Source organism: Streptomyces sp. SCA2-17 (assembly GCF_044336695.1).
In genome coordinates, this window is sequence record NZ_CP117521.1 from 5,931,731 (window position 1) to 5,956,112 (window position 24,382).

General features: G+C 73.9%; 25 protein-coding genes. 5 read left to right on the forward strand and 20 right to left on the reverse strand.

Annotated features, from left to right (window positions below; genetic code table 11):
- Nucleotides 1–96 precede the first annotated feature (96 nt).
- The 4 genes from PS271_RS26540 to PS271_RS26555 form a co-directional block, all read right to left on the reverse strand.
- Nucleotides 97–765 (reverse strand): LutC/YkgG family protein, encoded by a 669-nt coding sequence (locus tag PS271_RS26540; protein WP_398385254.1) that lies wholly within the window; start codon nucleotides 763–765, stop codon nucleotides 97–99.
- Nucleotides 762–2,249, reverse strand: coding sequence for a lactate utilization protein B (locus PS271_RS26545; protein WP_398385255.1), 1,488 nt, complete (start codon nucleotides 2,247–2,249; stop codon nucleotides 762–764). Before PS271_RS26545 ends, PS271_RS26540 begins: the two co-directional genes overlap by 4 nt.
- On the reverse strand, nucleotides 2,246–3,043 hold the full coding sequence (locus tag PS271_RS26550) for a (Fe-S)-binding protein (protein WP_398385256.1): 798 nt from the start codon (nucleotides 3,041–3,043) through the stop codon (nucleotides 2,246–2,248). Before PS271_RS26550 ends, PS271_RS26545 begins: the two co-directional genes overlap by 4 nt.
- Nucleotides 3,044–3,127: 84 nt before the next feature.
- On the reverse strand, nucleotides 3,128–4,240 hold the full coding sequence (locus tag PS271_RS26555) for an NAD(P)-binding domain-containing protein (protein ID WP_398385259.1): 1,113 nt from the start codon (nucleotides 4,238–4,240) through the stop codon (nucleotides 3,128–3,130).
- Nucleotides 4,241–4,294: 54 nt separating this feature from the next.
- Here PS271_RS26555 and PS271_RS26560 point away from each other — a divergent pair, with 54 nt between their 5' ends.
- Nucleotides 4,295–4,744, forward strand: coding sequence for a secondary thiamine-phosphate synthase enzyme YjbQ (locus tag PS271_RS26560; protein WP_398385261.1), 450 nt, complete (start codon nucleotides 4,295–4,297; stop codon nucleotides 4,742–4,744).
- Between the two features lie 41 nt (nucleotides 4,745–4,785).
- Here the strand turns inward: PS271_RS26560 and PS271_RS26565 are convergent, their stop codons facing one another.
- The 3 genes from PS271_RS26565 to PS271_RS26575 form a co-directional block, all read right to left on the reverse strand.
- Complete coding sequence (locus PS271_RS26565; protein WP_398385263.1) at nucleotides 4,786–5,706, reverse strand: D-alanyl-D-alanine carboxypeptidase family protein; 921 nt, start codon at nucleotides 5,704–5,706, stop codon at nucleotides 4,786–4,788.
- A 107-nt stretch (nucleotides 5,707–5,813) separates the two neighbouring features.
- Complete coding sequence (locus PS271_RS26570) at nucleotides 5,814–6,521, reverse strand: HAD family hydrolase (protein WP_398385265.1); 708 nt, start codon at nucleotides 6,519–6,521, stop codon at nucleotides 5,814–5,816.
- 62 nt (nucleotides 6,522–6,583) lie between these two features.
- The gene (locus PS271_RS26575) at nucleotides 6,584–7,066 is read right to left on the reverse strand and encodes an Lrp/AsnC family transcriptional regulator (RefSeq protein WP_398385267.1); all 483 of its coding nucleotides are present in this window, start codon (nucleotides 7,064–7,066) and stop codon (nucleotides 6,584–6,586) included.
- A gap of 282 nt (nucleotides 7,067–7,348) precedes the next feature.
- Here PS271_RS26575 and PS271_RS26580 point away from each other — a divergent pair, with 282 nt between their 5' ends.
- Both PS271_RS26580 and PS271_RS26585 read left to right on the forward strand, forming a co-directional pair.
- A complete protein-coding gene (locus tag PS271_RS26580) occupies nucleotides 7,349–8,851 on the forward strand; it encodes an FUSC family protein (RefSeq protein ID WP_398387074.1) in 1,503 nt (500 codons plus the stop codon).
- Nucleotides 8,852–8,914: 63 nt separating this feature from the next.
- Nucleotides 8,915–9,979: a lactonase family protein gene (locus PS271_RS26585; protein WP_398385269.1), complete on the forward strand. Its 1,065-nt coding sequence runs from the start codon at nucleotides 8,915–8,917 to the stop codon at nucleotides 9,977–9,979.
- Between the two features lie 212 nt (nucleotides 9,980–10,191).
- Here the strand turns inward: PS271_RS26585 and PS271_RS26590 are convergent, their stop codons facing one another.
- The 4 genes from PS271_RS26590 to PS271_RS26605 all read right to left on the reverse strand — a co-directional run bounded on the left by PS271_RS26590 (nucleotide 10,192) and on the right by PS271_RS26605 (nucleotide 14,423).
- Nucleotides 10,192–11,130 (reverse strand): hypothetical protein, encoded by a 939-nt coding sequence (locus PS271_RS26590; protein WP_398385271.1) that lies wholly within the window; start codon nucleotides 11,128–11,130, stop codon nucleotides 10,192–10,194.
- 126 nt (nucleotides 11,131–11,256) lie between these two features.
- Complete coding sequence (locus tag PS271_RS26595) at nucleotides 11,257–12,336, reverse strand: BadF/BadG/BcrA/BcrD ATPase family protein (protein ID WP_398385273.1); 1,080 nt, start codon at nucleotides 12,334–12,336, stop codon at nucleotides 11,257–11,259.
- A gap of 102 nt (nucleotides 12,337–12,438) precedes the next feature.
- A complete protein-coding gene (locus tag PS271_RS26600; protein ID WP_120758000.1) occupies nucleotides 12,439–13,116 on the reverse strand; it encodes a uracil-DNA glycosylase in 678 nt (225 codons plus the stop codon).
- Between the two features lie 212 nt (nucleotides 13,117–13,328).
- Entirely contained in the window at nucleotides 13,329–14,423 is a 1,095-nt protein-coding gene (locus tag PS271_RS26605) for an NADH:flavin oxidoreductase/NADH oxidase (protein WP_398387076.1), read from the reverse strand.
- A 156-nt stretch (nucleotides 14,424–14,579) separates the two neighbouring features.
- On the opposite strand from PS271_RS26605, the gene PS271_RS26610 reads away from it, so the two are divergent.
- Nucleotides 14,580–14,978 carry an ArsR/SmtB family transcription factor gene (locus PS271_RS26610; protein ID WP_398385275.1) on the forward strand — a complete coding sequence of 133 codons (399 nt, stop codon included), beginning with the start codon at nucleotides 14,580–14,582 and terminating at the stop codon, nucleotides 14,976–14,978.
- 39 nt (nucleotides 14,979–15,017) lie between these two features.
- Here PS271_RS26610 and PS271_RS26615 read toward each other — a convergent pair whose 3' ends face one another.
- The 6 genes from PS271_RS26615 to PS271_RS26640 all read right to left on the reverse strand — a co-directional run bounded on the left by PS271_RS26615 (nucleotide 15,018) and on the right by PS271_RS26640 (nucleotide 20,607).
- Nucleotides 15,018–16,373 (reverse strand): FAD-dependent oxidoreductase, encoded by a 1,356-nt coding sequence (locus PS271_RS26615; protein ID WP_398385277.1) that lies wholly within the window; start codon nucleotides 16,371–16,373, stop codon nucleotides 15,018–15,020.
- Between the two features lie 133 nt (nucleotides 16,374–16,506).
- A complete protein-coding gene (locus tag PS271_RS26620; protein WP_398385279.1) occupies nucleotides 16,507–17,124 on the reverse strand; it encodes a TetR/AcrR family transcriptional regulator in 618 nt (205 codons plus the stop codon).
- Nucleotides 17,125–17,325: 201 nt separating this feature from the next.
- Entirely contained in the window at nucleotides 17,326–18,021 is a 696-nt protein-coding gene (locus PS271_RS26625) for an HAD family hydrolase (RefSeq protein ID WP_398385281.1), read from the reverse strand.
- Nucleotides 18,022–18,133: 112 nt separating this feature from the next.
- Entirely contained in the window at nucleotides 18,134–18,865 is a 732-nt protein-coding gene (locus tag PS271_RS26630) for a phosphatase PAP2 family protein (RefSeq protein ID WP_398385282.1), read from the reverse strand.
- 125 nt (nucleotides 18,866–18,990) lie between these two features.
- Nucleotides 18,991–19,941, reverse strand: coding sequence for a M56 family metallopeptidase (locus PS271_RS26635; protein ID WP_398385283.1), 951 nt, complete (start codon nucleotides 19,939–19,941; stop codon nucleotides 18,991–18,993).
- Nucleotides 19,942–20,025: 84 nt separating this feature from the next.
- Nucleotides 20,026–20,607: a DUF5134 domain-containing protein gene (locus PS271_RS26640; RefSeq protein WP_398385285.1), complete on the reverse strand. Its 582-nt coding sequence runs from the start codon at nucleotides 20,605–20,607 to the stop codon at nucleotides 20,026–20,028.
- Between the two features lie 226 nt (nucleotides 20,608–20,833).
- Here PS271_RS26640 and PS271_RS26645 point away from each other — a divergent pair, with 226 nt between their 5' ends.
- Nucleotides 20,834–21,379 (forward strand): GNAT family N-acetyltransferase, encoded by a 546-nt coding sequence (locus PS271_RS26645; RefSeq protein WP_398385287.1) that lies wholly within the window; start codon nucleotides 20,834–20,836, stop codon nucleotides 21,377–21,379.
- Nucleotides 21,380–21,458: 79 nt separating this feature from the next.
- On the opposite strand, the gene PS271_RS26650 is transcribed toward PS271_RS26645, so the two are convergent.
- Genes PS271_RS26650 through PS271_RS26660 form a run of 3 tightly spaced genes read right to left on the reverse strand, consistent with a single transcriptional unit; the run spans nucleotide 21,459 to nucleotide 24,063 of the window.
- Nucleotides 21,459–22,211: an amino acid ABC transporter ATP-binding protein gene (locus PS271_RS26650; protein WP_398385289.1), complete on the reverse strand. Its 753-nt coding sequence runs from the start codon at nucleotides 22,209–22,211 to the stop codon at nucleotides 21,459–21,461.
- Entirely contained in the window at nucleotides 22,208–23,086 is an 879-nt protein-coding gene (locus tag PS271_RS26655; protein ID WP_398387078.1) for an ABC transporter permease subunit, read from the reverse strand. Before PS271_RS26655 ends, PS271_RS26650 begins: the two co-directional genes overlap by 4 nt.
- A gap of 35 nt (nucleotides 23,087–23,121) precedes the next feature.
- On the reverse strand, nucleotides 23,122–24,063 hold the full coding sequence (locus PS271_RS26660; protein ID WP_398385291.1) for an ABC transporter substrate-binding protein: 942 nt from the start codon (nucleotides 24,061–24,063) through the stop codon (nucleotides 23,122–23,124).
- Nucleotides 24,064–24,382 lie beyond the last annotated feature (319 nt).

Genomic DNA, 24,382 nt, shown 5'->3' on the forward strand with positions numbered 1-24,382 from the left:
GCTCCTCCCGCCGGACAGTTCATATGACCGGGGTTGTGGACAGTCCGGCGCATCGGCGATCGCTTCGGGCCTAGTGTCGCGCCCATGGACAACAGCTCACAGCTCGCGCGGTTCGCCCGTCACGAGGACCACTTCCAGGATGCGCGGCCCGTGTACGCCCTCGACGCGCTCCAGCTCGATGTCGCTCGTCGCCGACGGGCCCGAGATCCAGGTCAGGGGCCGTGCCGGGGACAGCCGCCGGACGGCTTGCGGGACAGAGTCCACCACTTGGTCGCCGGTCCGCACCACACAGATGTGGTGGTCCGGCACGAGCGTGAGACGGCGGCTTCCCTGGTCCGGTCCCGCGTCGAGCACGACCGTCCCGGTCTCGGCGATCGCCAGCGCACAGCCGGTCACGACACTGTCGGCGGCATCGAGCTCATGAGCCGTCAGCGCCGGGGCGTCGACGAGGAGTTCGACGGGCGCCCCGGCGAGCCAGCCGGCCGGAAGTCCTGCCGGCACAGCCACCCGGCGGGCGCCGCGTTCGAGGAGCAGACGGGTGAGGAGCGCGGGAAGCCCCGGCGCGTCCGTGCGGTGGACGAGGGCGCGGTAGTCCGCCAGGTTCTCCGCGAGGAGGCCGACGGTCGCGGTGTGCGGGCGCTCGCCGTGTTTCTCCGCGTAGTCGCGTGCCACGGGGTGATCGGCCGGCTGCTCCGACGCCGGCACGTCGCGCAGCGCCCGCCGCACCCGTCCGAGGATCCGTTCCCTGCTGGAATCGCCGCTCAAGAGGTGCCTCCTGCCCGGCCGGTGCCACCACGGGTGCGGTCCCACCAGTCGCGGAACGACTCGGGCGGCACGTCCGGCAGGTCCCGGCTGTCCGACCAGGCGCGGCCCGGTCCGGGGAGCCGGCGGGGGTGCAGGCCGCGGGTGCGGGCCAGCAGCCGCTGGCCCCGGCGCAGCGCGCGGGGGTGGTCGAACGCCCAGCTCGCGGCCCGCATCACGGCGCGCTCGGTGCTGTGCCGCTTCGCGGGCCTGATGACGGTGCGGGTGCCGCGGATCGTCACCGGGCCGCCCTCCGCGACCCTCTCCCGCAGATGGACCAGGATCTCGGGGATGTCGATGGCCACCGGGCACGCCTCGAAACAGGCGCCGCACAGGGAGGAGGCGAACGGGAGCGACTCCTCTAGGGGCGAGGCCAGGCCGCGGAGCTGGGGCGTGAGGACGGCCCCGATGGGTCCCGGGTACGGCGAGCCGTACGCATGGCCCCCCGCCCGCTCGTACACGGGGCAGACGTTCAGGCAGGCCGAGCAGCGGATGCAGCGCAAGGCCCGGCGTCCGATCGTGTCGGCGAGGGTGTCGGTGCGGCCGTTGTCGAGGAGGACCAGGTGGAAGTCCCGGGGGCCGTCGCCGTCGGCGGTGCCCGTCCACATCGAGGTGTACGGATTCATGCGCTCCGCCGTCGACGAGCGCGGCAGCAGCTGGAGGAAGATCTCCAGGTCCTGCCAGGTGGGCACGACCTTCTCGATGCCGACCACCGAGATCAGGGTCTCCGGGAGGGTGAGGCACATACGGCCGTTTCCCTCGGACTCGACCACGACGAGCGTGCCGGTCTCCGCCACCGCGAAGTTGGCCCCGGAAACGGCCACCTTCGCCCGCAGGAACTTCTCGCGCAGGTGCAGTCGCGCGGCCTCGGCGAGATCGGCGGGGCTGTCGGTCAGCCCCTGCGGAGCCGGGAGGCCCCAGTCCGCCATACGGCTGCGGAAGATGTCGCGGATCTCCGACCGGTTGCGGTGGATGGCTGGTACCAGGATGTGCGAGGGCAGGTCGCCGCCGAGCTGCACGATGAGCTCGGCGAGGTCGGTCTCGTACGCCCGGATGCCGGCCGCGGCGAGGGCGCCGTTGAGACCGGTCTCCTGGGTGGCCATCGACTTGACCTTGACCACCTCGCGTTCGCCGGTGGCCAGAACCAGACCGGTGACGATCCGGTTGGCCTCGGCGGCGTCGGCCGCCCAGTGGACCGTGCCGCCCGCGCGGGTCACGGACTCCTCGAGCTGGACGAGGTAGTGGTCGAGGTGGCGCAGGGTGCGGTCCTTGACCGCGGCTCCGGCGGCCCGCAGGCGGGCCCAGTCGTCCAGTTCCGCGACGGCCCGGTCGCGCTTGGCGCGGATGGTGCTGGTGGCGCGGCGGAGGTTGGCGCGGAGCCGGACGTCACGCGTCGAGGTCTCGGCGGCTCGGGGGAAGGAGGGCATCCCCAGGTAGGTGCCGGTCACCGTGCGCCTCCCGTGCGGGCCGTGCCAGGTGCGGGCACCAGGGGCGCCGGGGCGTCCTTGGTCCCGGCCAGGATCTCGGCGATGTGCACGGGGCGGACCGGCGAGCCCTCCCGGGCGAGGATTCCGCCGAGGTGCATGAGGCAGGAGTTGTCGACCGTGCACACGGCGCGGGCTCCGGTCGCGGTGACGGCGCGGGCCTTGTCGGCGCCCATGGCAGCGGAGACGGCCGGGTTCTTGAGGGCGAAGGTGCCGCCGAAGCCGCAGCACTCCTCCGCTCCCGGCAGCTCCCGCAGCTCCAGGCCCTCGACGTGCTCCAGGAGCCGGCGCGGCCGGTCACCGAGGCCGAGGACCCGCAGCCCGTGACAGGTGGGGTGATAGGTGACGGTGTGCGGATAGTAGGCGCCCACGTCGGTCACTCCGAGGACGTCGACCAGGAACTCCGTGAGCTCGTAGGTCCTGGCCGCCGCTTCGGTGACGGCCCCGGGAACCGCGGCGTCCCGGCCCTCGGCGGCGGCCTTGGTGGCGATCCGCGGGTAGTTGTCGCGGACCATGGCCGCGCAGGACCCCGAAGGAGTGACGATGTAGTCGTGGTCGCGGAAGGCGGTGGCGTAACGGCGCAGGAGGGGTTCGGTGCGGTGCCGGTAGCCGGAGTTGAACAGGGGCTGGCCGCAGCAGCTCTGCTCCGCGGGGAAGTCCACGTGGACGCCGAGCCGTTCGAGGAGGGTGACGACCGCCCGGCCGGTGTGCGGGTAGAGCGTGTCGTTGACACAGGTCACGAACAGCGCCACGCGCATGACCCCTCCTCGCTCGCCGGGCGGCGGGCTTCACCGCTCAGCGGATCCCGTCACCGGCGTTCCCGCGGTGATCATCCGGAGGCCTCATACTGCCGCAGGGACCAGCGGCTGTGAAGAACCGAGCAGCGCGCGGATCTCCCGTACGGCCGCACGGCCCGCCCGGTTGGCCCCGATGGTGCTCGCCGACGGCCCGTAGCCGACGAGGTGGACGCGGGGGTCGCGTGCCGCGCGGGTGCCCTCCAGGCGGATCCCGCCGCCGGGCTCGCGCAGCTTCAGCGGGGCGAGGTGGTCCACCGCGGCCCGGAAGCCGGTGGCCCAGAGGATGACGTCGGCGTCGACGGTGCTTCCGTCGGCCCACGCCACGCCGGTGGGAGTCACGCGGTCGAACACGGGCCGCGGGACCAGGACGCCGGCCGCCCGCGCCCGCTCCATGGCCTCCGTCATCGGCAGCCCGGTCACCGAGACGACGCTCTGCGGCGGCAGTCCTTGGCGTACCCGCTCCTCGACGCGGGCGACCGCGGCGCGTCCCCACTCCTCGTTGAAGGGACCCTCACGGAAGACCGGCGGCCGGCGCGTCACCCAGGTCGTCCCGGCGGCCACCTCGGCGATCTCCAGCAGGTGCTGCACCGCGGAGGTGCCGCCGCCGACCACCACCACGTGCTGCCCGGCGAACGCCTCGGGGCCGGGGTAGTGCGCCGTGTGCAGCTGACGGCCGCGGAATGCCGACTGGCCCGGGTAGCGGGGCCAGAACGGGCGGCCCCAGGTGCCGGTCGCGTTGATCAGGGCCCGTGCCGACCACACGCCCTCGGAGGACTCGACGGTGAGCCGTCCGTTCCGCTCATCTCGGCCCTCCTGAGCGTCGCGCACCGCCCGCACGTCGACCGGCCGGTGCACGCGCAGGCCGAAGGCGCGCTCGTAGTCGGCGAAGTAGCCGCCGATCACGGCCGACGACGGCCGGGAGGCGTCCGCACCGGTCAGCTCCATGCCCGGCAGGGCGTGCATGCCGTGCACCTTGCCGTAGGTGAGCGTCGGCCAGCGGAACTGCCAGGCGCCACCCGGCCGCGGGGAGTGGTCCAGGACGACGAAGTCCCGGTCCGGCTCGTACCCCGCACGGCGCAGGTGGTAGGCGCTCGACAGCCCGGCCTGCCCGGCGCCGATCACCACGACCTCGGTCTCACGCACCCCAGGATTGTTCATGGTTCTACCAACCCTGGGGAGGGGAGATCTCTTCCCGCGTACGAAAATGGAGCCATGGCAGACACCTATGGCTCCCACGGTTCCCACGGCTCTTTCCGCACTCACGTCCTCGACATCGCCACCGGTTCCGCGGAGACGGTGTACGACCTCACGCACGACTGCGAGGCGTTCCTGCGTGAGGCGGCAGCCGGCCGCGACGGACTGCTCAACATCTTCGTCCCGCACGCCACGGCCGGCGTGGCCGTCCTGGAGACCGGCTCCGGCAGCGACGAGGACCTGCTGTCCGCCCTCCACGACCTGCTCCCGGCGGACGACCGCTGGCGCCACCGGCACGGCAGCCGCGGCCACGGGCGCGACCACGTGCTGCCCGCCCTCGTGCCCCCGCACGCGACCCTCCCGGTCATCGGCGGCCGGCTGGAGCTGGGCACCTGGCAGTCGGTGTGCCTGGTCGACACCAACAAGGACAACCCGGACCGCCAGGTGCGGCTGACCTTCCTCGGCTGAGCCGCCGGGGCCCCGCCAAGGGCTCGCCGGAGCCGGGGCCGTCAGTCCTTCTGCGCCGACTCCGGCAGCTGGCGGAGCTTCACGCTGGTCTTGGTCTGGTAGGCCCAGTCCAGCATCTTGACGGCGTCCGGGTAGCGGTTGGCGCCGTCGTTGAGCAGGACGCCGACCACCGTGCGGCCGTTGCGCTCGGCGGCGAAGACCAGGCAGGCGCCGGCCGCCGTGCCGGTGCCGGTCTTGATGCCGATGGCGCCCTTGTACGACCCGAGCAGCTTGTTGGTGTTGTCCCAGTAGTAGGTGCGGTTGATGTTCGCCGCCTTCTGCCGGGTCGACGGAGTCTTGACGACCGTCCGGAACGTGCTGTTGCCCAGCGCGTGCCGGGCCAGCTGCGCCGAGTCGCGCGGGGTCGTGTAGTTGTTCCCCGCCCGGGATATGCCGTCGAAGGAGTCGTACTTGGTGTTCTTCAGACCCAGGTCGGCGGCCTTCTTGTTCATCTTGGTGATGAACGACGCCGTCCGCGCCGCCTCGGTGCCCCCGCTGCCGAAGGTGTCCGCGAGCGCGTACGCGGCGTCGCAGCCCGACGGCAGCATCAGGCCGTACAGCAGCTGCCGTACGGTCATCTTGTCGCCCGTGCGCAGATCGGCCGTGCTCGCGCCCTGGCGGGCCACGTAGTCGCGGTACGACTGCTTGATGGTGACCTTCTTGTCGAGGTCCACGCCCTTGGTGTCCAGTACGGTCACCGCCGTCATCACCTTGGTGGTGCTGGCCATCTGCCGCCTGGTGTCGGCGTCCTTGCCCCACAGCCCGCTGTTCTTGCCGCTGTCGAGCAGGAACGCGCCCTTCGCGCCGACCGACGGGCCGCTCGCGGCCTCGGCGGTCGTCGCCGGGAGGGCGACGGCGACCGCTGCGGCCGATGCGACCGCGGCCGCGCCCCAGCGGCGGACCGGTCTTACGGAACGCTCCATGTATGCCTCTGATCCTCGCGTGTTGAGCCGGGCGATTCGCCTCGCCCGCAATGCCGAGCGAGCCGATAATCGCATCAGTTCTTCGACGGCGAGAATCTGGGGGCGCCTCAGTTTCCCCCGGTCACCCACGCGTAGGCCCGCCCGGCGTCGAATTCCTTCTGGCCGCCCGGGAAGAGCAGCCCCGCCGACGCGAAGGCGGGGTCGCCGGCGGTCCCCGGCACGTAGGGCACCGCCACGCACCCCATCCCCGCCCGGCGGGCCGCCTCCGCGCCCGGCGGGGCGTCCTCGACCACCACGCAGTCGCCCGGGGCCGCCCCGAGCCGCCGTGCGGCCTCCAGGAACACGTCCGGCTCGGGCTTGCCGTGCCCGACCTCCTCGGCGGAGACCAGCGTGGCCAGCACGCCGCCGAGCCCCGTACGGGCCAGCACCGCCTCGATCGCCGCTCGCGAGGAGCCCGACGCCACGGCGAGCGGCACGCCCGCCCCGTGGAGCAGCTCCACGAACCGGCGCATCTCCGGGAACACCTCAGTGTGCGCGCCTGCCAGCTCCAGATAGGCGCGGTTCTCGGCGGCGAGGAGCTCGTCGACCGGTGCCTCGATGCCGCACTCGCGGCGGAGGATCTCCAGCGTCTCCCGGGTGCCTGTCCCGATGAACCGGGTGTGCTGCTCCCAGCTGAAGCCGGGCACGCCGTATTGCTCCAGCACCCGGCGGCCCGCTTCGTAATAATTCGGTTCGCTGTCCACTAGCGTTCCGTCGAGATCGAAAATGACCGCCGGATTCCGGGAATGGCGCGGAAAGCTCATGCGGACCAGCATGCTGCAGACGGCCCGGCGGCCCCTCACCCGCCCGCCCCACCGTCACCCTCGCCCTGCCGCCCTCACCCGCTCCGCTGCGCCCCGCGCCCCACGGAGTCCACCAGGGGCAGCACCCGGTAGGGCACGCGCTCGCGCAGCACCATCTCCGTACGGGTGCGCACCACCCCCGGCGTCTGCACCAGCACCTGGATCACGTCCTCCAGGTGCGCCGCGTCCCGCGCGACCACCCGGGCCATCAGATCGCCGCCCCCGGTGATCGAGAAGGCCTCCATGATCTCCGGGACCTCCGCCAGCGCCTCGGCGACCGTGTCCAGATGTCCCTGGGTGACTTCGATGTGCACGAAGGCCAGCACGGGGTGGCCCAGGGCGGCGGGCGACAGCCGCGGCCCCGAACCGGTGATCACGCCCTCGCGTTCCAGCCGGTCCAGCCGGGCCTGCAGCGTGCCGCGGGCGATGCCCAGCACGCGCGCGTACTCGCGCACGCTCGTCCGGGGCTGTTCCAGCAGCAGTCTGAGGATCTTCGCGTCCAGTGCGTCCACGGCCATGGGCCAACGGCCTCCTCGTGGTCGGAGTTTCCGGCCGGTAACTGTACCAATGGCCCAGTCATCACGCCTGCTGTTGAGCCACTGGGGCCACGGATGTTTTCCTCTACCCATCGATGGCGTTGCGATGGGCTGCGCCGGGCGGCGACGGAGCCGGACCGGACCCCCGCAGCGCCTTTGTCATGCCGAAGGGCATCCGACAGTCATCGGTACATCCGAAAACCATCCGTACGCGTGCGTGCGCGCGTACCCACTCGGGGAGAAGGGGCGGCAGCACTGAAGAGGATCTTCGTGGCTCCGGATCCGGGCCGGCTCCGGCTGCGGACCGCCGTCCGCGCCGTCATCGGCGTGAGCTTCGCGGTCACCGTCGTGGAGCTGTCCGGCCTGCCGCTGCCGGCCTCCATCGCGGGCGGCCTCGCGGCACTGCTCGCGATGTTCACCGTCGGCGACGCGACGCCGGGCCGCCAGGTGGTCACCACGGCCCTGCTGCCCGCCGTCGGGTTCCCCGTGCTCGCCCTGGCGGCGGCCCTGCACGGCACGCCCCTGCTGCGCGACGCGGCGTTCCTCGCCGTCGTGTTCTGCGGGGTCTACGCCCGGCGCTGGGGACCGCGCGGACAGGCGCTCGGGATCTTCGGCTTCATGATGTTCTTCGCCACGCAGTTCCTGCACGCCGTGCCCGCCCAGCTCCCGCACCTGTACGCGGCCGTGCTCATGGCCCTCGCGGCCTGCGGCCTGGTGCGCTTCGGGCTGTGGTGCATCGAGCGCCGCACCCCGCCGCCCCCCGCCCCGGCCCCGCTCGCCGGGCGCGGCCTCGCCCGCCACACCACCCGGCTGGCCTTCCAGAACACCTTCGCCTGCGCCCTCGCGCTCGGTGTCGGCCAGCTGGTCTCCGACGAGCGCTGGTACTGGGCCGTGGGCACCGCCTGGTGGATCTTCGTCAACACCGCCTCGCGCGGGGAGACCCTCGTCCGCGGGTTCCGCCGCGTCATCGGCACGCTGGCCGGCATCGCGGTCGGCCTCCTCGTGGCCGTACCGCTGCACGGCGCGCCCGGGCCCACCGCCGTCCTCGTCGCCGCCTGCGTCTTCGGGATCTTCTACACCGCGGCCCCCTCGTACAGCTGGATGATGTTCTTCGTGACCGTCATGGCCGGCCTGCTCTACGGGCTGCTGGGCGTCCTCCACCCCGGCCTGCTCGCCTTGCGCTTCGAGCAGACCCTCGTCGGCGCGGCCGGCGCCGCCATCGCGGTCGCGCTCGTCCTGCCGGTCACCACCCACGCCGCCACGGACGCCTGGATCCGGCGCGCCCTGTCCGCCGTGCGCCACTGCACGGCGGAGTCCGCGCGGCAGCTGGCCGGCGACGCCTCCGCGGACCCCGCACTGCACGTCGCCGAGCTCGAACTCCTCCTCGGCAAGGTCCGCGTCTCCCTGGCCCCGCTGCTGCACCCGCTCAGCCCGCTGCGCGCCCGCAAGGAGCGCGCACGGCAGGTCATGCTCCACCTCGACGACTGCGCCCGGCAGGCGCGCGGCCTGGCGGCCGTCGCCGCGGACCCCGACGCCTCGCACGATGCCCGGCTCACGGCCGCCTGCCAGCGTGTCGAGACGGCGCTGCTCGGCCTCGTCGCACCCGGCGGGGAGACCCGGCCGGCGGCCGTGCTGCCCGGTGCGGCGCCGCACCACCACCCCGGCGCCGAGGCCGCGCTCACCCATCTGCGCGACCTCGAGGCCTCGTTGTCCTCGCTGGCCGAGCCGCTGCGCAGCGGACCCCGCGGAGTGTTCGCGGAGGCCTGACGTCCGGGATGTCAGTGGCTCCGTGTAGCGTCGGGATCACAGTCTTCGGGCGGGGAGGGCGGCATGACGGTGGACGGCGGACGGGCCGGGCAGCGCGGACGGCTCGCGTACATCGGGTCGTACACGGCGGCCGGAGGGCAGGGCATCACGGTCGCCGAGGCCGACCCCGGCACGGGTGAGCTGAAGCTTCTGGGTTCCACGGACGCCGTGGCGAACCCCTCCTTCCTCGCGCTCTCGCCCGGCGCCGACGTGCTCTACGCGGTGAGCGAGACCGACGAGGGCTCCGTCGCGGCCTTCTCCCTCGCCGATCCCGTACGGCCCGAGCCGCTCGGCGAGCCGGTGCCCGTGCGGGGCGACGCACCCACCCATCTGGCCGTCACCGGCACCCACGTGTTCACCGCCAACTACGGCTCGGGCAGCGTCAGCGCCCTCCCCGTCCGCAGGGGCGGCGGGCTCGGCTTCCCCGCCGCGGTGCTGGCCCACCGGGGCAGCGGCCCGGTCGCGGACCGGCAGAAGGGCCCGCACGCCCACGCCGTCCTGCCCGACCCCTCGGGCCGCATGCTCCTCGCCGCCGACCTCGGCACGGACTCGGTGTGGGCGTACGCCCTCGATCCGGTGACGGGCCTGCCGCGCCTGCACGGTGAGACCCCGCTGCGGTCCGGCACGGGCCCGCGGCACCTGGCGTTCGCTCCCCGGGCCGACCGCGTCTACGTGCTGAACGAGCTGGCGCCGAGCGTCACCGTCTGCCGCTGGAGCAGCGCGGAGGGCCTGCTGGAGCCCCTCGGCGAGACGCGCGTCCTGCCGCCGGGCGAGGGCGTTCCGACATACCCGTCCGAGCCCGTGGTCTCCGCCGACGGGCGGTTCCTCTGGGTGGCCAACCGGGGCCACGACAGCATCTCGGTCCTCGCCCTGGACGGGTCGGGGGACGTCGCCGGGCTCCGCGACGTCGTCGGCTGCGGAGGCGTGTGGCCGCGGGATCTGTCCCTGCACCCCTCGGGCCACTACCTTTACGCCGCGAACGAGCGGTCGGGCGACGTCGCGTGGTTCGCCGTGGACGCGGACACCGGCATACCGGCCTTCGCCGGCGCGGTCGCCGTGCCGGCGGCATCCTGCGTGATCTTCAGCTGAGGCCGGGAGCCGAGCCCCGGAGCCGAGCACAGGAGCCGGGCCCGGAGGCCCCGCCCGGACGCCCCCCGCCGCGGGCCCCGGAAACGCCGAGAGGGGCTCTCCGCAGTGCGGGAGCCCCTCTTCGGGAGACGGACGGGTCGGGCGGTCAGACAGTCACGGCACGGTCTGGGCGCAGGACCCGTACGGGAGTGCAGTCGGTTCGGCGAGGACGGTCAGCGCGCCGGACCCAGGGCCGGCTGCACGGATATGCCCAGCACCTCCGCGTACTTGGCCAGGACGAGCTTGCCGATCGCCGGGTAGGCGCCGAGCGGCGCGGCCGCCGCGCAGTCCGCCTCCTTGGCGGCGGCGTCCGCGAGGCCCTCGGCGATCTCCGGGCCGATGAGGCCCGGGGCGAGCGCCAGGTTCAGCGAGCCGGAGCCGCGCAGCTGGTCGGCCGCGCGCGCGATGTCGCCGTCGATGTCGAGAGCGGCCGCGAGGACCGGCACGGCGAGGCGGGCGGAGAGCAGCATGCCGCTGATCCCGGCGGCCTGCACGGCCTCTTCGCCGCCGACCGTCGCCAGGATGATCCCGTCCGCCGCCGTTGCAACTGTGAACAGTCGCGCGCGGTCGGCGCGGGCCAGGCCGGCCTCCGACAGGCGGACGTGCAGGGCCTCGGCGAGCAGCGGGTGCGGGCCGAGCGCGTCGGTGAGCTCGGCGGCGGAACCGCTGCTCATGACGGACTGGCGGATGCGGCGCAGGAGGGCGTTGTCCGGGCCGGCCAGGAGCGGCACCACGATGGCCGAGGGCCACTGGTCCCAGGCGTCGGCGGCGCCGTCCTCGGCGCCGGCTTCGCGGGCTTCGCTCGCGCGAGCGGCACGCTGCGCGGCGGCGTAGGCGAGGACGGACTCCAGGGAGGGGTAGCCCTCGGTGCTCCCGTCGGCGTCCACGTAGCCGATGCGGGCGTCGAGGCCCGGAAGCTCGGAGCGCGCGATGCTGAGCACCTCTTCGGCGAGGAGGCGCGTCGCCGTGTCGGGGAGCCCCGGAACGGCGAGCACCAGCGGCGGCGCGCCGACGGGGGCGGCCGCCGGCTCCGGCCGCCGGTGCCGTCCGGGCTGACGGGGTCGCGGCATTCGTACAGGCAGGCCAGGTGCAGGCCCTGTGGGGGAGCTCATGGCGCCGCATGTTAGTCGTTCGGAGGACTGGGCCGTTCGGGTGGGGGCGCCCCGGTGGCGTCTGTCCGGATTTATTCGCCCAAAAATACGCTCATCGCAGAAGCGTACGGGAGTGGCTGGAAGCGTTCAGCAAACGACGCGGAGCATCGGCGGGTCGGCCGGCAGTAGCAGACTGTCCGTCAGCAGGGCTTCGGCCGCGCGCAACGCGCCGTCCAGAGGCTCGCCCGCGGCGGCGACCTGACGCACATGGGGAAGTTGCAATTGCAACTCCTCGTGCAAGGGTGTCAGTAACGGAGTACCCATACGGAGGAGGCCGCCGGTCACGGCCACCTCGTACGCCTCGCCGGCCCCGCGCGCGTCCCGGTACACCTCGTTGGCCGGATCCGCCAGACCTGCCTGCCGGCTGGTCGCCGCCGGCGGCGCATCCCGGCCGGGCAGGGGAAGCGGCGGGCAGACGGCCGCGGCCGCCTCGGCGATGTGCCGGGCCGCCCGGCGCAGGATGCCGGCCGCCACCGGGTCTTCCAGGGCGCACCGGGCCACCTCCGGGGCGAACGAGGCGAGGATCGCGGGCCGGTCCGTCCGCGGATACAGGACGGCGGGCAGCTCCGGGGGCGGGCCGAAGACCGTCTGCAGGCGCTCCAGCAGGGCCTGCGAACCGTCGGCCCGCCCGTCGTACGCCCGCATCGCCGCCTCCAGCCCGGCGCGGCCGATCCAGGCGCCGCTCCCGCAGTCGCCCAGCAGGTGCCCCCAGCCGTCGGCGCGCCGCCAGCCGCCCTCCGCGGTCAGGTCCGTGCCCACCGCGATCAGCCCGGTGCCCGCGGCGACGACGGCTCCCGGCCGCTGCCCCAGGGCACCGGCGTACGCGGTGACGGCATCCGTGGCCAGGGCGAGCTTGCGCACGCCGAGGGCCTCGCGCAGGGCGGAGGGCAGGACGGCGCGCAGACCGGCACCGAGCGTGGCCATGCCGGCGGCGCCCACGCATGCGGCCTCGCAGTGCTGCGCCCCGGCCCGCGCCAGCAGGCTCCGGGCCGCGGGCAGCACCTGGCCGAGCAAGCCCCGGGCGTCGATGCCCTGCTCGCCGACGGCGACCGGGACGGAGGAGGTCCAGGTCAGGTCCGGGCCGCTGCCCGGGACCGCGCGCAGGGCCACGCGGACCCCCGAGCCGCCGGAGTCGACGCCGAGGACGTGACCGGCCACCGGACTCACCGGGCCGGGGCCATCGGGCTCGCCGGAACCATCGGGCTCACCGGACCGGTCGCGTCCGCGGACACCCCGCGGCGAGGCCGGGCCCCCGGTGCCGCGCCGGCATCACGGCAGCTGCCAGTCCACCGGGGCGGCGCCCTGGCTCACCAGCAGGTCGTTGGCGCGGCTGAACGGCCGCGAGCCGAAGAAGCCGCGGTCGGCCGACATGGGGGAGGGGTGCGCCGACTCCACGGACGGCACCTGCCCCAGCAGCGGCCGCAGGTTGCGCGCGTCGCGCCCCCACAGGATCGCCACCAGCGGCCGCCCCCGTTCGACCAGTGCCCGGATCGCCTGCTCGGTGACCTCCTCCCACCCCTTGCCGCGGTGCGCGGCGGGCTTGCGCGGGGCGGTGGTCAGCGCCCTGTTGAGCAGTAGGACGCCCTGCCGGGTCCACGGCGTGAGGTCACCGTTGGACGGCCGCGGCAGCCCCAGGTCGGTGTGCATCTCGCGGTATATGTTCTCCAGGCTGCCGGGCAGCGGACGCACCTCGGGCGCCACGGAGAAGCTCAGCCCCACGGCGTGTCCCGGCGTCGGGTACGGGTCCTGACCGACGATCAGCACCCGGACATCGTCGAACGGCTGCTGGAAGGCGCGCAGGACGTTGGCGCCCGAGGGCAGGTACGTACGGCCCGCGGCGATCTCGGCGCGCAGGAAGTCGCCCATCGCGGCGATCCGGCCGGACACCGGCTCCAGGGCCTTCGCCCAGCCCGGTTCGACGATCTCGTGCAAAGGTCGTGCAGCCACAGCTGCCGCCCCTCCCTCTCAACAAACTGCTGGCAGTTGCGCAAGTCTAGGATCGTACGCGAGGGAGGGGCGGCGCTCACGCCCCGGGCCGCGGGGCCGGGCCGGGCGGGGAGCAGTGCGTACACCCGCCCGTTCCCGCCCGGCAGATTCAGCCGTACGTGTGGCCGAGGGGCCGGGCTGCCTCCCGGCCTCAGGCGGCCCGGGCGCAGGGCTCAGACGGCCCAGGCGTACTGGTCGGGCAGGCGCTTCGCGGCGCCGAGCGCGGCCGCCGCGCGGTGGGGCCAGTGCGGGTCGCGGAGCAGTTCGCGGCCGAGCAGGACGGCGTCCGCGTCGCCGTCGGCCAGGATCTTCTCGGCCTGCTGCGGCTCGGTGATCAGGCCGACAGCGCCCGTCGGCAGGCCGGCCTCCTCGCGGACCCGGCGGGCGAGCGGCACCTGGTAGCCGGGGCCGGTCGGAATGCGTATGCCGGAGGTGATGCCGCCCGTGGAGACGTCCATCAGGTCCACGCCGCGGCTCCGCAGCTCGTGCGCGAGCCGCACGGTGTCGCCGGCGCTCCAGCCGTCGCGCCCGTCCTCGGGGTTCTCCGTCACCCAGTCCGTCGCCGACGTCCGGAAGAACACCGGCAGTTCCTCCGGCCACACCGCGCGCACCGCTTCCACGACCTCCAGCGCGAAGCGGGCCCGGTTCTCGAACGCCCCGCCGTAGGCGTCGGTGCGCCGGTTGCTGAGCGGGGACAGGAACTCGTGGATGAGGTAGCCGTGCGCGCCGTGCACCTCTACGACCTGGAAGCCGGCGGCCAGGGCGCGCCGCGCCGCGTCCGCGAACTGCCGCACGATCCGCTGGATCTGGTCCGCTGTCAGCTCCTCCGGCACGGGGTGGCCCGGCTGGTACGGCACCGCGCTCGGGGCGACAAGCTGCCAGGCCTCGTCCGGCCCCACCGGCCCGCCGCCGCGCCACGGGCGGTCGGTGGCCGCCTTGCGGCCGGCGTGCCCGATCTGGATGCCCGGCACGGTGCCGCGCTCCTTGAGGAAGGCGGTGATGCGGCGGAGCGCCGCGGTCTGGGTGTCGTTCCAGAGCCCGAGGTCGGCCGGGCTGATGCGCCCCTCGGGGCTGACCGCCGTCGCTTCCACCAGGATCAGCCCCGCGCCGCCGGTCGCGCGGGCAGCGTAGTGCGCGAAGTGCCAGTCGTGGGCGACGCCCGCGCCGGGCCCGAAGACCTCGGCGCTGTACTGGCACATCGGGGCCATCCAGACCCGGTTGGGAATGGTGAGCGAACGCAGGTTGTACGGAGTGAAGAGTGCGGTCATGGCGGTCACAGCGGGCTCCTTCAGGTGCGCCGGGGTCTCCATAGCGGCTTCCGTCGTACGATAACTCTCGTAGTACGAGAGATGTCAAACTACGAGGGTCCTCGTACAATGGGTGCGCCGTGGAGATCCCCGGCGCACCTGGGTGGAGGAGCAGCCGTGCCCGCGCAGAAGGCTCAGAAGACACCGGAAGCGCAGGAAGCGCAGAAACAGCCGCCGAGCGGCCGCTCCCTGGAACACCCCGACCGCGCGGACATCCGCCTGGAGGGCGTGCTGCACGCGCTCTCCGACCCCATGCGCCTGCAGATCGTGCGCGACCTCGCCGCGGTGGAGGGCGAGTTGAACTGCTCGGTCTTCGACCTCCCGGTCAGCAAGTCGACGACGACCCACCACTTCCGCGTGCTGCGCGAGAACGGCGTGGTCCAGCAGATCTACCGGGGCACCGCGAAGATGAACGCCCTGCGCCGTGACGACCTCGAAGCGCTCTTCCCCGGGCTGCTCGCCTCCGTCCTCACGGCGGCGTCGCTCCAGGCGTCCCGCCTGAGCACCGCGCCCTGACGGAACCCGCGCCCCCCGGGGCCGCCCGCTGTCTGATCGTCAGCCGTCGGCGCGCGCCGCGGACAGCAGCCCCGCCCAGTCCGGGATCTTCACCGGCCCGCGCCCCAGCCGCCGGCCGAGAGCGGCCTCCGCGGCCTCGATGCCCAGCCAGCCCGGCCACTCCACGGGCTGCCGCCCCGCCGCCCGCAGGGCGGCCCGCGCCTCCTCGGCGGTCACGGGCGTGCGCGCCGCGAGCGCCCCGGCATCGGCCAGCAGGGAGGTCACCGTCTCCTTCGCGCACGAGCGGTTCGTGCCGATCACGCCCGTCGGACCGCGCTTGATCCAGCCCGCCACGTACTCGCCGGGGGACGGCGCCCCGTCCCGCAGTACCCGGCCTTCCGCGTGCGGTACGGTCCCCAGCTCGCCGTCGAACGGCAGGCCCGCGATCGGCACGCCGCGGTAGCCCACCGAGCGCAGTACCAACTGTGCCTCGATGTCTTCGAACTCACCCGTCCCGGCGACGCCGCCGCGGCCGTCCGGCACCGTCCGCTCGAAGCGCACGGCACGCACCGCGCCGTCGCCGAGCAGGGCGACGGGGCGGAGGAAGAACCGCACGTGGATGCGGCGCGGGCGGCTCGCAGGAGGACGCCCGGACCAGTCGCGCAGGACCTCCACATTGCGCCGCCCCACCGCCGGCAGGCCGCCGGAGTCGGCCCACGCGGGGTCGAGCGCCGCCTCCGCGGCCTGGACGCGCGTCTCCGCGCCCGGCAGTGCGCCCAGTTCGCGCAGCTCCTTCGTGGTGAACTTCGCCTGCGACGGCCCGCGCCGGCCGACCATGTGGATATCCGTCACCCGGCTCTCCGCGAGTGCGCCCAGGGCGGCGTCCGGCACGTCGGTGTGGTGCAGTTCGTCGGCGCCGCGCGCCAGCACGCGGGCCACGTCGACGGCCACGTTCCCCACGCCGATGACGACCGCGGAGCGCGCGCCCAGGACGAAACCGCCCGGCGCCGCGTCCGGATGAGCGCTGTACCAGGAGACGAACTCCGTGGCCGAGAAGCTGCCGGGCAGGTCCTCGCCCGGGATGCCGAGCCGCCGGTCGGTCGCGGCCCCGACGCAGTAGACCACCGCGTGGTACAGGTCCAGGAGCCTGCGCGGTGCGATGCTGCGGGGGCCGTCGCCCACGGGGACGTTGCCGAAGAACCTGATGTCCGGGTGCTCCATGGCGGCCCGCAGGTTGTTCTGGAGCGACTTGATCTTCTCGTGGTCGGGCGCGACGCCGTAGCGCACCAGCCCGTACGGGCAGGGCAGCCGGTCCAGCACGTCCACCGTCACACCGGGGACGTCCTGCTGCTGCACCAGGGCCTGGGCGGTGTAGACCCCGCTCGGCCCCGACCCGACGACGGCGATGCGAAGCACGGTGGGCCCCTTTCCGCGGATCTCCGCAGATGTCCCGCAGGTCCCTCCAGGATCGCACCGGAGGGCGCGGGACGGGAGTGCGACAGGCGGGCATGGCCGGTTCGGGAGGGCCGGACGGGGCAAGGGCCGTGGGTCAGGCGCCCGCGGGCGGCGGCTCGGGCCCCGGCGGGACGCCCAGATCCCAGTCGAGGCCGTAACGGTGGAACAGCTCCGCGCGCAGGCGTTCGAACGGCATGGGCGCGCCCGGCAGCAGGACCGCCACGACGGCGCCCATCAGCAGCGCGCGCAGCAGCGGGTAGTCCGCGTCGGGGTTCGGGGAGCCGTAGGCCGCCACCGTGTCGTGCAGCAGATGCGCGAGGCGCTGCTGCTCGGGGCACTGGATGAACCCCTCCGCCTGGAGGATTCCCGCCATGTGGGTGCGCATCAGCAGCGGCCGGTCCCGGGCGAGCCCGAGGATCGCGTCGATCGCGCGGGCGAGGCGCTCGCGGCCGTCCCGGGCGCACGGGGGGCGCTCCAGGCCCGCCTCGAGCTCCATGTGCATCACGCGGTGCACCGCGGATTGCAGCAACTGCCGCTTGCCGGGGAAGTAGTACGAGACGAGGCCGCGCGCCGTGCCCGCCCGGTCGGCGATGTCGGCGAGCGTCGTCGCCTCGTACCCGCGTTCACCGATGAGCTCGACCGTCGCCTGGAGCAGCCGCTCACGGGAACGGCGGCGCATCTCCTCGTTGGCCGACGCGCTGCGCGGGGACATTCCATAACTCCTGCGTTGACTGGCTCCGAGCCAATATACTCAAGAGCTATCCGGCCGTCCTGCCCCGCTCCTGGCGTGGTGGCGACTCCGGCGTGTCGACTGGCCTGGGCGGCGCGGGGGACCGCCCAGACCAGCGTGGCGGGCTCGGGCCGCCGAGGGGACCTCAGCAGGAGGCGTCGCCGGCAGGCCTGCCGACAGCCGTCAGCCGACCAGTCCGAGCACCGGCCGCAGGCCCGCCGGCCGCTCTTCGACGGGCAGATGATCCACCAGGTGCACCGCACAGCCCAGCGCGGCGGCTCCCCCGTCGGCCCGGCGGTCGTCCCCCACCATCAGCACCTCCTCGGGAGCCAGTCCGAGCGCCTGACAGGCCGTCAGAAACAGCCGTGGCTCGGGCTTCTGCACGCCGTGTTCGAAGGACAGGGCAAAGGTGTCCACGTACGTGCCGAGGCCGTGCGCCCGGAACACCGGCCGCAGATCCCAGCCGACGTTGCTGACCACGGCCGTTCGCACCCCGCGCTGCCGCAGTTCCCCCAGGACACCGGCCGCATCGGCGTACGGGCGCCAGGCGGCCGGCTCCATGTGCCGCTCGTACAGCGCGTCGTATATCCCGGGCCCCGGCAGCGGCACCTCGCGCGCCAGCCCGGTGTACGCGGCACGGTGCTCCTCCGCGCTGCGGTCGCGCGCGGCCCACGCCTCGGCCAGATGCGGCGGTACGGAGCGCGGCTGTGCTCCGCCCGGGAGCGCACCCGCCTCCTCCAACCGCCGGGCGGCCCCGGCCGCTTCCGTCTCGCTCATCCGCATGCCCGTCCGCTCCAGCGCCGCGGCCAGCCACGATGCGGCCGGCTCGACCCGGAACAGCGTGCCGGAGAAGTCGAAGAGCACTCCCTTGAACGTCATGACGCCCCCTCAGCCCCCGTCCGTGCGAGCGGACGGCGGGCTCACCGATTGTTGTCAGGGCACCCAGCGTCACACAGAGGGCCGGGCGCGTCGGCCGCGGGTCGGGGCCGGCTCACGGCCGCGCTGCGCCACCCGTTCCCGGCCCGCCGGCCCGCCGGTCCGTCAGCGTGCCGAACATCCCTGCGGAGAGCGCCACCAGCGCCCCGCCGAGCAGCCACCCGCCCACGACGTCCGACAGCCAGTGGACCCCCAGGTACAGGCGGGTGAAGCCGACCCCGAGCGCCGACACCGCCCCGGCCGCCAGAGCGGCCCCCAGCACCGCCGCCCGGACGCCGTGCCGCCACAGCAGCCACACGAGGAGCCCGCAGGTGACGGTCGCCGTCAGGGCGTGCCCCGAGGGGAACGCCGCGTAGTGCGCGGTCGCCACCGGGTCCGGCCAGCTCGGACGGGCGCGCCCCACCGCCGCCTTGAGCCCCTGCTGGAGCGCGGTCCCCAGGGCCGACGTTCCGGCGATCCAGGCGCAGAGCAGCCAGTCGCGCCGACGTGCGAGCCACAGCACGGCCACGGCCAGGGCGGCGCGCATCGTCCAGGGGTCCCACAGCCAGTCGGACAGCACGCGGACGCACCGCGTCCAGCCGCGGTGCCCCACGGCCACGGGGTGCAGACCTTCTGCGACCTGCCGGTCGAGCGAGACGAGCGGCTCCCACGCGCCGGCCACCAGGGCCAGGAGCACCGCGAACACGACGGCGAGGGCGAGCCCGGTGCGGATCACCGTCTTCCGGCCGAACGGCGTACGGGAGGGGGAGCGGGGGAGCGGGGGCGAGGGCTGCGGAGGGGCGTGCATGCGGCGATCGTGGCCCATGGGACGGCGGCAGGGCCACCTGTTGTCCGTAACGGCCGATTGCTCCCGGTGTCCGGGCGTTGCGACGATCATGAGAACCCGAGGGCGCTACGCCGCCCGTCCCGGAGCTACGAGCCGGACCGGGTCAGTGCGCTCAGGCCCGGCATGAACGTGACCAGCAGCGGGACCGCCGGCACCAGGGACGCCACCGCCGTCAGCCGCAGCCGCCGCGCCGCCGTCAGCCGGGGCGTGGGGGCCAGCAGCCGCTCCACCCGCGTCGGCACCTGGGAGAGCCGGGACGGGCACGGCCCGAACACCCCGCGGTCCTCATTCAGTTCGACCAGGGCCAGGGCCGTCGTCAGCCGGCCGAAGCGCCGCGACGCCGCGTCGTCGGCCGCCAGCTCCACCAGGTGGTGCACCTGGTCGCGGAACGCCGCGAAGACCGGCACCTGCGGGAAGCCGTTCGCGAGCGCCGAGGAGACGTGCAGCAGCCAGTGGTGCCGGGCCCGGGCGTGCCCCTGCTCGTGGGCCAGCACCGCGTCCAGCTGCGAGCCCTTGAGGCGGCGCAGCGCCCCCGTCGTGATCACCAGTTGCGGGGCCGTGCCGCCGGGCAGCCACCAGGCGTCCGGGCGGTCGCCTTCCAGGACCACGAGGCGGTCCTCGCCGGGCTCCTCGCCGGGCAGCCGGGGGGAGCGCACCAGCAGCTCCGCGTGGCGCCGGCGGCGCCCGGCGCGCGCCCAGCGGATCTCGCGGGTCAGCATCCACGCGGTCCACGCGGCACCTCCCGCCAGGAGCAGCGCCAGCGGCGCGGCCCACGCGGCGTAGGCGGTGAGGGCGTACGCCTCGACGACGCCGCGCGGCGCGGCGGCGAAGACGTGCCCGCGAACGGCCTCCCAGGCCGCGGACGCGCTCAGCGCCATGGAGAGCAGGCAGCACAGCAGCACCGCCGCCACCGCGCACTGCCACACCCACAGCGCCACGACCGGTTCGCGGTCGGGCCAGTCGGAGCGCGTCAGCACGCGCGGCGCCAGCGCCGCTACCAGTGCGCCGAGGACCAGCAGGGCGAGCGGGACCATCATGGCCGTCAGCCTATGAGCGGCGGCGCGGGCGGAGGTACGGTCCCGCACGCGAAGTGACGCATGCCACGGGCGGCGGGCGCGCGCTCAGAGCGTCAGCAGCATGGCCAGCATGCCGATGCCCATGGACAGCCGGCAGGCGTGCGTGAGGTCCGGCCGGCCCGGCCAGGTGAGCTGTCCCGCAGCGACGGTGACGGGGACGAGCACGGCCACCGTGCGGACCACGTACACGGCGAAGTACACCAGCAGCAGTCCCGTCAGCAGCGGGGTGCCGGCCGGCTCGTGCGCGGCGGCATGCGCGGCAGTGCCCGCGTGCATGCTCCGGCCGCCGGTGGGGCCGCCCGCCATCGCCAGCGCCATGTAGACCATGGCGAACGCGCCCACGGCGTGGTGGAGGTGAGAAGTGTCCAGGCGGCTGCGGGCCACGGCCACCAGCGTGTGCGCCCCGGCGGCCCCGAAGACGACGGCGAACAGCAGGGCCTCCCACGGCCGCGCGTCCAGGACCGTGGCCGGAACGGCCATGGCGGCCATGCCGAGCCCCATGAGGGCGTCGCTTCCGACGGCGGGGCGCTCTCCGTGCGTGCCCGCGTAGAGGCGCACCAGGCAGTACGCGCCCGTCGCGGCGCACAGCGCCACCAGCAGCCAGCCGATCAGCGGCGGTCCATGCACGGCACACCTCCCCGGACGCGCAGACCCACCTCCGGTTGATTCCCCGGGCGACGCGTGCACATGGGGGCGCATGGGCGCACGAAGGAGCTTGGGAGAGGATGCTGATGCGCCCGCGTACGCGCGGTGGCGCTTCAGGGGCGCGAAAGCGGCGGCGGCCCCGCGCCGGGGCCGGGTTAGTGTTCACGTGGAGCCGGAACCGCCGTACGGAGAGGACCCCAGGAACACGATGGAAACCACCACCAGCAGCAACGAGACGACCTTCCGGGACGCGACCGTAGGCGACGTGCCCGTTCTCGTGGCGCTCGTCGAGTCGGCCTACCGCGGTGACGCGAGCCGCGCCGGCTGGACGACCGAAGCGGACCTGCTGGAGGGCCAGCGCACCGACCCCGAGGGCGTCGAGGCCGTGGTGACGGACCCGGCGAGCCGGCTGCTGGTGGTCGAGCGCGACGGCCGGATAGTGGCCTGCTGCCAGCTCGAACACCGGGGCACGCATGCCTACTTCGGCATGTTCGCCGTGAGCCCGGAGGTGCAGGGCGGCGGGCTCGGCAAGGCGGTCATCGCGGAGGCCGAGCGACTGGTCCGCGCCGAGTGGGGTGCCACCGAGATGCACATGACCGTCATCAAGCAGCGCGACGAGCTGATCGCCTGGTACGAGCGCCGGGGCTACCGGCGCACCGGGCGGATGAGCCCGTTCCCGTACGGGGACGAGCGCTTCGGGATCCCTCAGCGCGACGACCTGGAGTTCGAGCTGCTGATCAAGGAACTGGTCTGACGGCGGGGCGGACGGCGCAGGTGAGGTAAGGGGCGCTGCTCAATGGGCAGCGCCCCTTACCTGCCCGAGGCCGCCCGCCTCACAGCCGGCCCGCCTCCACGATCCGCCGCAGGAACCGCCGGGTGCGTTCCTCGCGCGGCCGGCCGAAGACCTCCTCCGGGGTGCCGCGCTCCAGCACGACCCCGCCGTCCAGGAAGCACACCTGGTCGGCGACGTCCCTGGCGAAGCCCATCTCATGGGTGGCCAGGACCATCGTCATGCCGTCCTCCTTGAGGTCCCGCACGACGCCCAGCACCTCGCCGACCAGCTCGGGGTCGAGGGCCGCCGTGATCTCGTCCAGGAGCAGCAGCCGCGGCCGGCCCGCGAGCGCCCGGACGATCGCCACGCGCTGCTGCTGGCCGCCGCTGAGCCGGTCGGGGTACTCGCCCGCCTTGCCGCCCAGGCCGAGCCGCTCCAGCAGCTCCCGGGCCCGTTCCTCGGCCTCCGCGCGGGGGACGCCGTGCACCCGCCGCGGGGCCAGTGTGATGTTGTCGAGCACGGTCATGTGCGGGAAGAGGTTGTACGCCTGGAAGACGACGCCGATGCGGCGGCGGACGCTGTCCGGGTCGACGCGCGGGTCGGTGATGTCCTCGCCGTCGAGGAGGATCGCTCCGTCGTCGATCTCCTCCAGCAGGTTCGCGCAGCGCAGCAGCGTCGACTTGCCGGAGCCGGAGGCGCCGATGAGGGCGGTCACCGTGTGCGGGGCGACCTCCAGGTCCACGTCGCGCAGCACGACGGTGCTCCCGAAGGTCTTGCGCACCGCTTCGAGGCGCAGCACGGGCTGCCCGCTCATACGATCCCTCCTTGTGCCCGCCGGCGGTCCGTCCGTGCCGTGACCCAGTCGGTGAAGCGGGTCATGGGGATGGTGAGGGCGACGAAGATGAGCCCGGCGACCACGTACGGCGTGTAGTTGAAGCTCTTGCTCGACAGGATCTGCGCCGCGTAGACGGCGTCCACCGCACCGGCGATCGACACGAGGCCGGTGTCTTTCTGTAGCGAGACCAGGTCGTTGAGGAGCGGTGGCACGACCCTGCGCACGGCCTGCGGGAGGATGACGTACCGCAGGGTCTGCCGTCCGGTGAGGCCCAGCGAGCGGGCGGCGGCGCGCTGGCTGGGGTGCACGGACTCGATGCCCGCGCGGAAGACTTCGGCGACGTAGGCCGAGTAGGTCAGCACCAGCGCCGTCCCGCCCAGCAGCACCGGGTCGGTCGTCACGCCCTGAAGGCGCAGTGCCGGGACGCCGAAGACGACCATCAGCAGGCAGATCACCAGGGGCAGCCCGCGGAAGAAGTCGGTGTAGGCGGTGGCCAGCGCGCGAAGCGGGAAGAAGACCGGGCCGCGCAGCGTGCGGGCGACGGCGATCAGCAGGCCGATGACGAGCACGGCCGCCCCGCACACGACGAGCAGGCGGAGGTTCAGCCAGAGGCCCTCCAGGACCTTGGGCAGCGCCTCGCGCGCGTAGTGGCCGCTGAGAAACGTTTCACGGGTGCGCGCCCAGCCGGGGGAGTTGACGACGGCCAGGAACAGCACGGTGCCTGTTACCAGGGTGCTGCCGGCGGCGATCGCCGTGGCGCGGCGCGCCCGGGCCCGTTTGAAGCGCTCCCGTTCGAGGCGCCGTGCGGAGGGGGTGTAGGCGTCCTGGGCGGTCTCCTTCACCAGGGACGGCAGGGCGTCCCCGGGCCCGGCGGCCGCTTCCCCGGCGCTCACTTCAGCACCGGGGCGTCGACGGCTTCGGAGAGCCACTTCTTCTCCAGCCGGGCGAGCGTGCCGTCCTTGCGGAGGGAGTCGACGGCGCCGCTGACGCACGAGGTGAGGCGGCTGCCCTTGTCGAGGACGAAACCGAACTGCTCGGGCTTGCCGCCCCCGGCCTCGAACTGGCCGACGACCCGGGCGTCCGTGACCTCGGCGGAGGTGATGTAGAAGGCGGTGGGCAGGTCCACGACGATCGCCTCGACCTGGCGGTTCTTGAGCGCGGTCTTGGCGTAGTCGTTCTTCTGGAAGACGGCGGGCCGCTCGTCGGGCTTGATGACGTCGTTGACGACGTCGAGGCTGGTGGTGCCGACCTGGGCGCCGAGCTTGACGTGCTTGAGGTCGGCGGCGCTCCTCGCCTTCGCGGCGGGAGAGTCCTTGAGGGCGATAACGGCCTGGCGGACGTCGTAGTAGCCGGAGGAGAAGTCGACGGCGCGGCGGCGCTCGTCGCTGACGGAGACCTGGTTGAGGTCGACGTCGAACTTCTTGGCGCCGGGGGCGACGGCGGTGTTGAAGGGCACGGTCTGCCAGGCCACGTCACCCCGGTCGTACCCGAGCCGCTCGGCGAGGGCGTAGGCGACGGCCGACTCGAAGCCCTTGCCGTTCGAGGGGTCGTCGTCCTGGAACCAGGGCGCGTAGGCGGGCTTGTCGGTGCCCACGGTCAGCTTGCCGGGGACCTGCGTGGCCAGTTTCCCCTTCGTGCACGCGGCCGCGGTGGGCGGCGTGGCGGAGGACTTCGAGGAGCCGGAGCCGCCGTCGTCCTGGGGAGCGCAGCCGGCGGCGGCCGCGAGCAGGACGGCGAGGCAGGCGGCGACCGGGGCCGTGCGCGGGCGGCGGGTGGCGGAGGGCGCGGCCGGGGCGGCGGTGCGGCACGTGGGCCGGTGGGCGACGGGCATGGCGCGAGACTGGCAGCGTGATCACCGCTCTGTCCAGGTCAGGTCACCGACCGTCCGCATACCGGAAGACTGTTGCACGTTCGTGAATTCACCGGCGGCGGGCGGGTAGGCCCGGAGGACGCGGGAGAGCGGGCTCCGGAACGGCAGGGGACAGTGGGGGAGGGCCGGCGGAGGACCGGGAGGGCCGGGGGAGGGCTTGGAAACACCGGGGAATGGCTGAAACCCGCCTAGGACGGCACACGGGGCCACTGGGACTGGTGTGTCAGATGTGTGGATATGGGAACACGTATGGCGGCAGCGCGCAGGAAAAACAGCGGCC

Excerpts from the sequence above, each read along its gene's own strand:
- PS271_RS26550 (WP_398385256.1), bottom strand. The coding sequence starts at position 3,043 with ATGCGCGTGGCGCTGTTCGTGACCTGTGTCAACGACACGCTCTACCCG.
- PS271_RS26555 (WP_398385259.1), bottom strand. The coding sequence starts at position 4,240 with ATGAACAATCCTGGGGTGCGTGAGACCGAGGTCGTGGTGATCGGCGCC.
- PS271_RS26560 (WP_398385261.1), top strand. The coding sequence starts at position 4,295 with ATGGCAGACACCTATGGCTCCCACGGTTCCCACGGCTCTTTCCGCACT.
- PS271_RS26565 (WP_398385263.1), bottom strand. The coding sequence starts at position 5,706 with ATGGAGCGTTCCGTAAGACCGGTCCGCCGCTGGGGCGCGGCCGCGGTC.
- PS271_RS26570 (WP_398385265.1), bottom strand. The coding sequence starts at position 6,521 with ATGCTGGTCCGCATGAGCTTTCCGCGCCATTCCCGGAATCCGGCGGTC.
- PS271_RS26575 (WP_398385267.1), bottom strand. The coding sequence starts at position 7,066 with ATGGCCGTGGACGCACTGGACGCGAAGATCCTCAGACTGCTGCTGGAA.
- PS271_RS26585 (WP_398385269.1), top strand. The coding sequence starts at position 8,915 with ATGACGGTGGACGGCGGACGGGCCGGGCAGCGCGGACGGCTCGCGTAC.
- PS271_RS26590 (WP_398385271.1), bottom strand. The coding sequence starts at position 11,130 with ATGAGCTCCCCCACAGGGCCTGCACCTGGCCTGCCTGTACGAATGCCG.
- PS271_RS26605 (WP_398387076.1), bottom strand. The coding sequence starts at position 14,423 with ATGACCGCACTCTTCACTCCGTACAACCTGCGTTCGCTCACCATTCCC.
- PS271_RS26620 (WP_398385279.1), bottom strand. The coding sequence starts at position 17,124 with ATGTCCCCGCGCAGCGCGTCGGCCAACGAGGAGATGCGCCGCCGTTCC.
- PS271_RS26625 (WP_398385281.1), bottom strand. The coding sequence starts at position 18,021 with ATGACGTTCAAGGGAGTGCTCTTCGACTTCTCCGGCACGCTGTTCCGG.
- PS271_RS26630 (WP_398385282.1), bottom strand. The coding sequence starts at position 18,865 with ATGCACGCCCCTCCGCAGCCCTCGCCCCCGCTCCCCCGCTCCCCCTCC.
- PS271_RS26635 (WP_398385283.1), bottom strand. The coding sequence starts at position 19,941 with ATGATGGTCCCGCTCGCCCTGCTGGTCCTCGGCGCACTGGTAGCGGCG.
- PS271_RS26645 (WP_398385287.1), top strand. The coding sequence starts at position 20,834 with ATGGAAACCACCACCAGCAGCAACGAGACGACCTTCCGGGACGCGACC.
- PS271_RS26650 (WP_398385289.1), bottom strand. The coding sequence starts at position 22,211 with ATGAGCGGGCAGCCCGTGCTGCGCCTCGAAGCGGTGCGCAAGACCTTC.
- PS271_RS26660 (WP_398385291.1), bottom strand. The coding sequence starts at position 24,063 with ATGCCCGTCGCCCACCGGCCCACGTGCCGCACCGCCGCCCCGGCCGCG.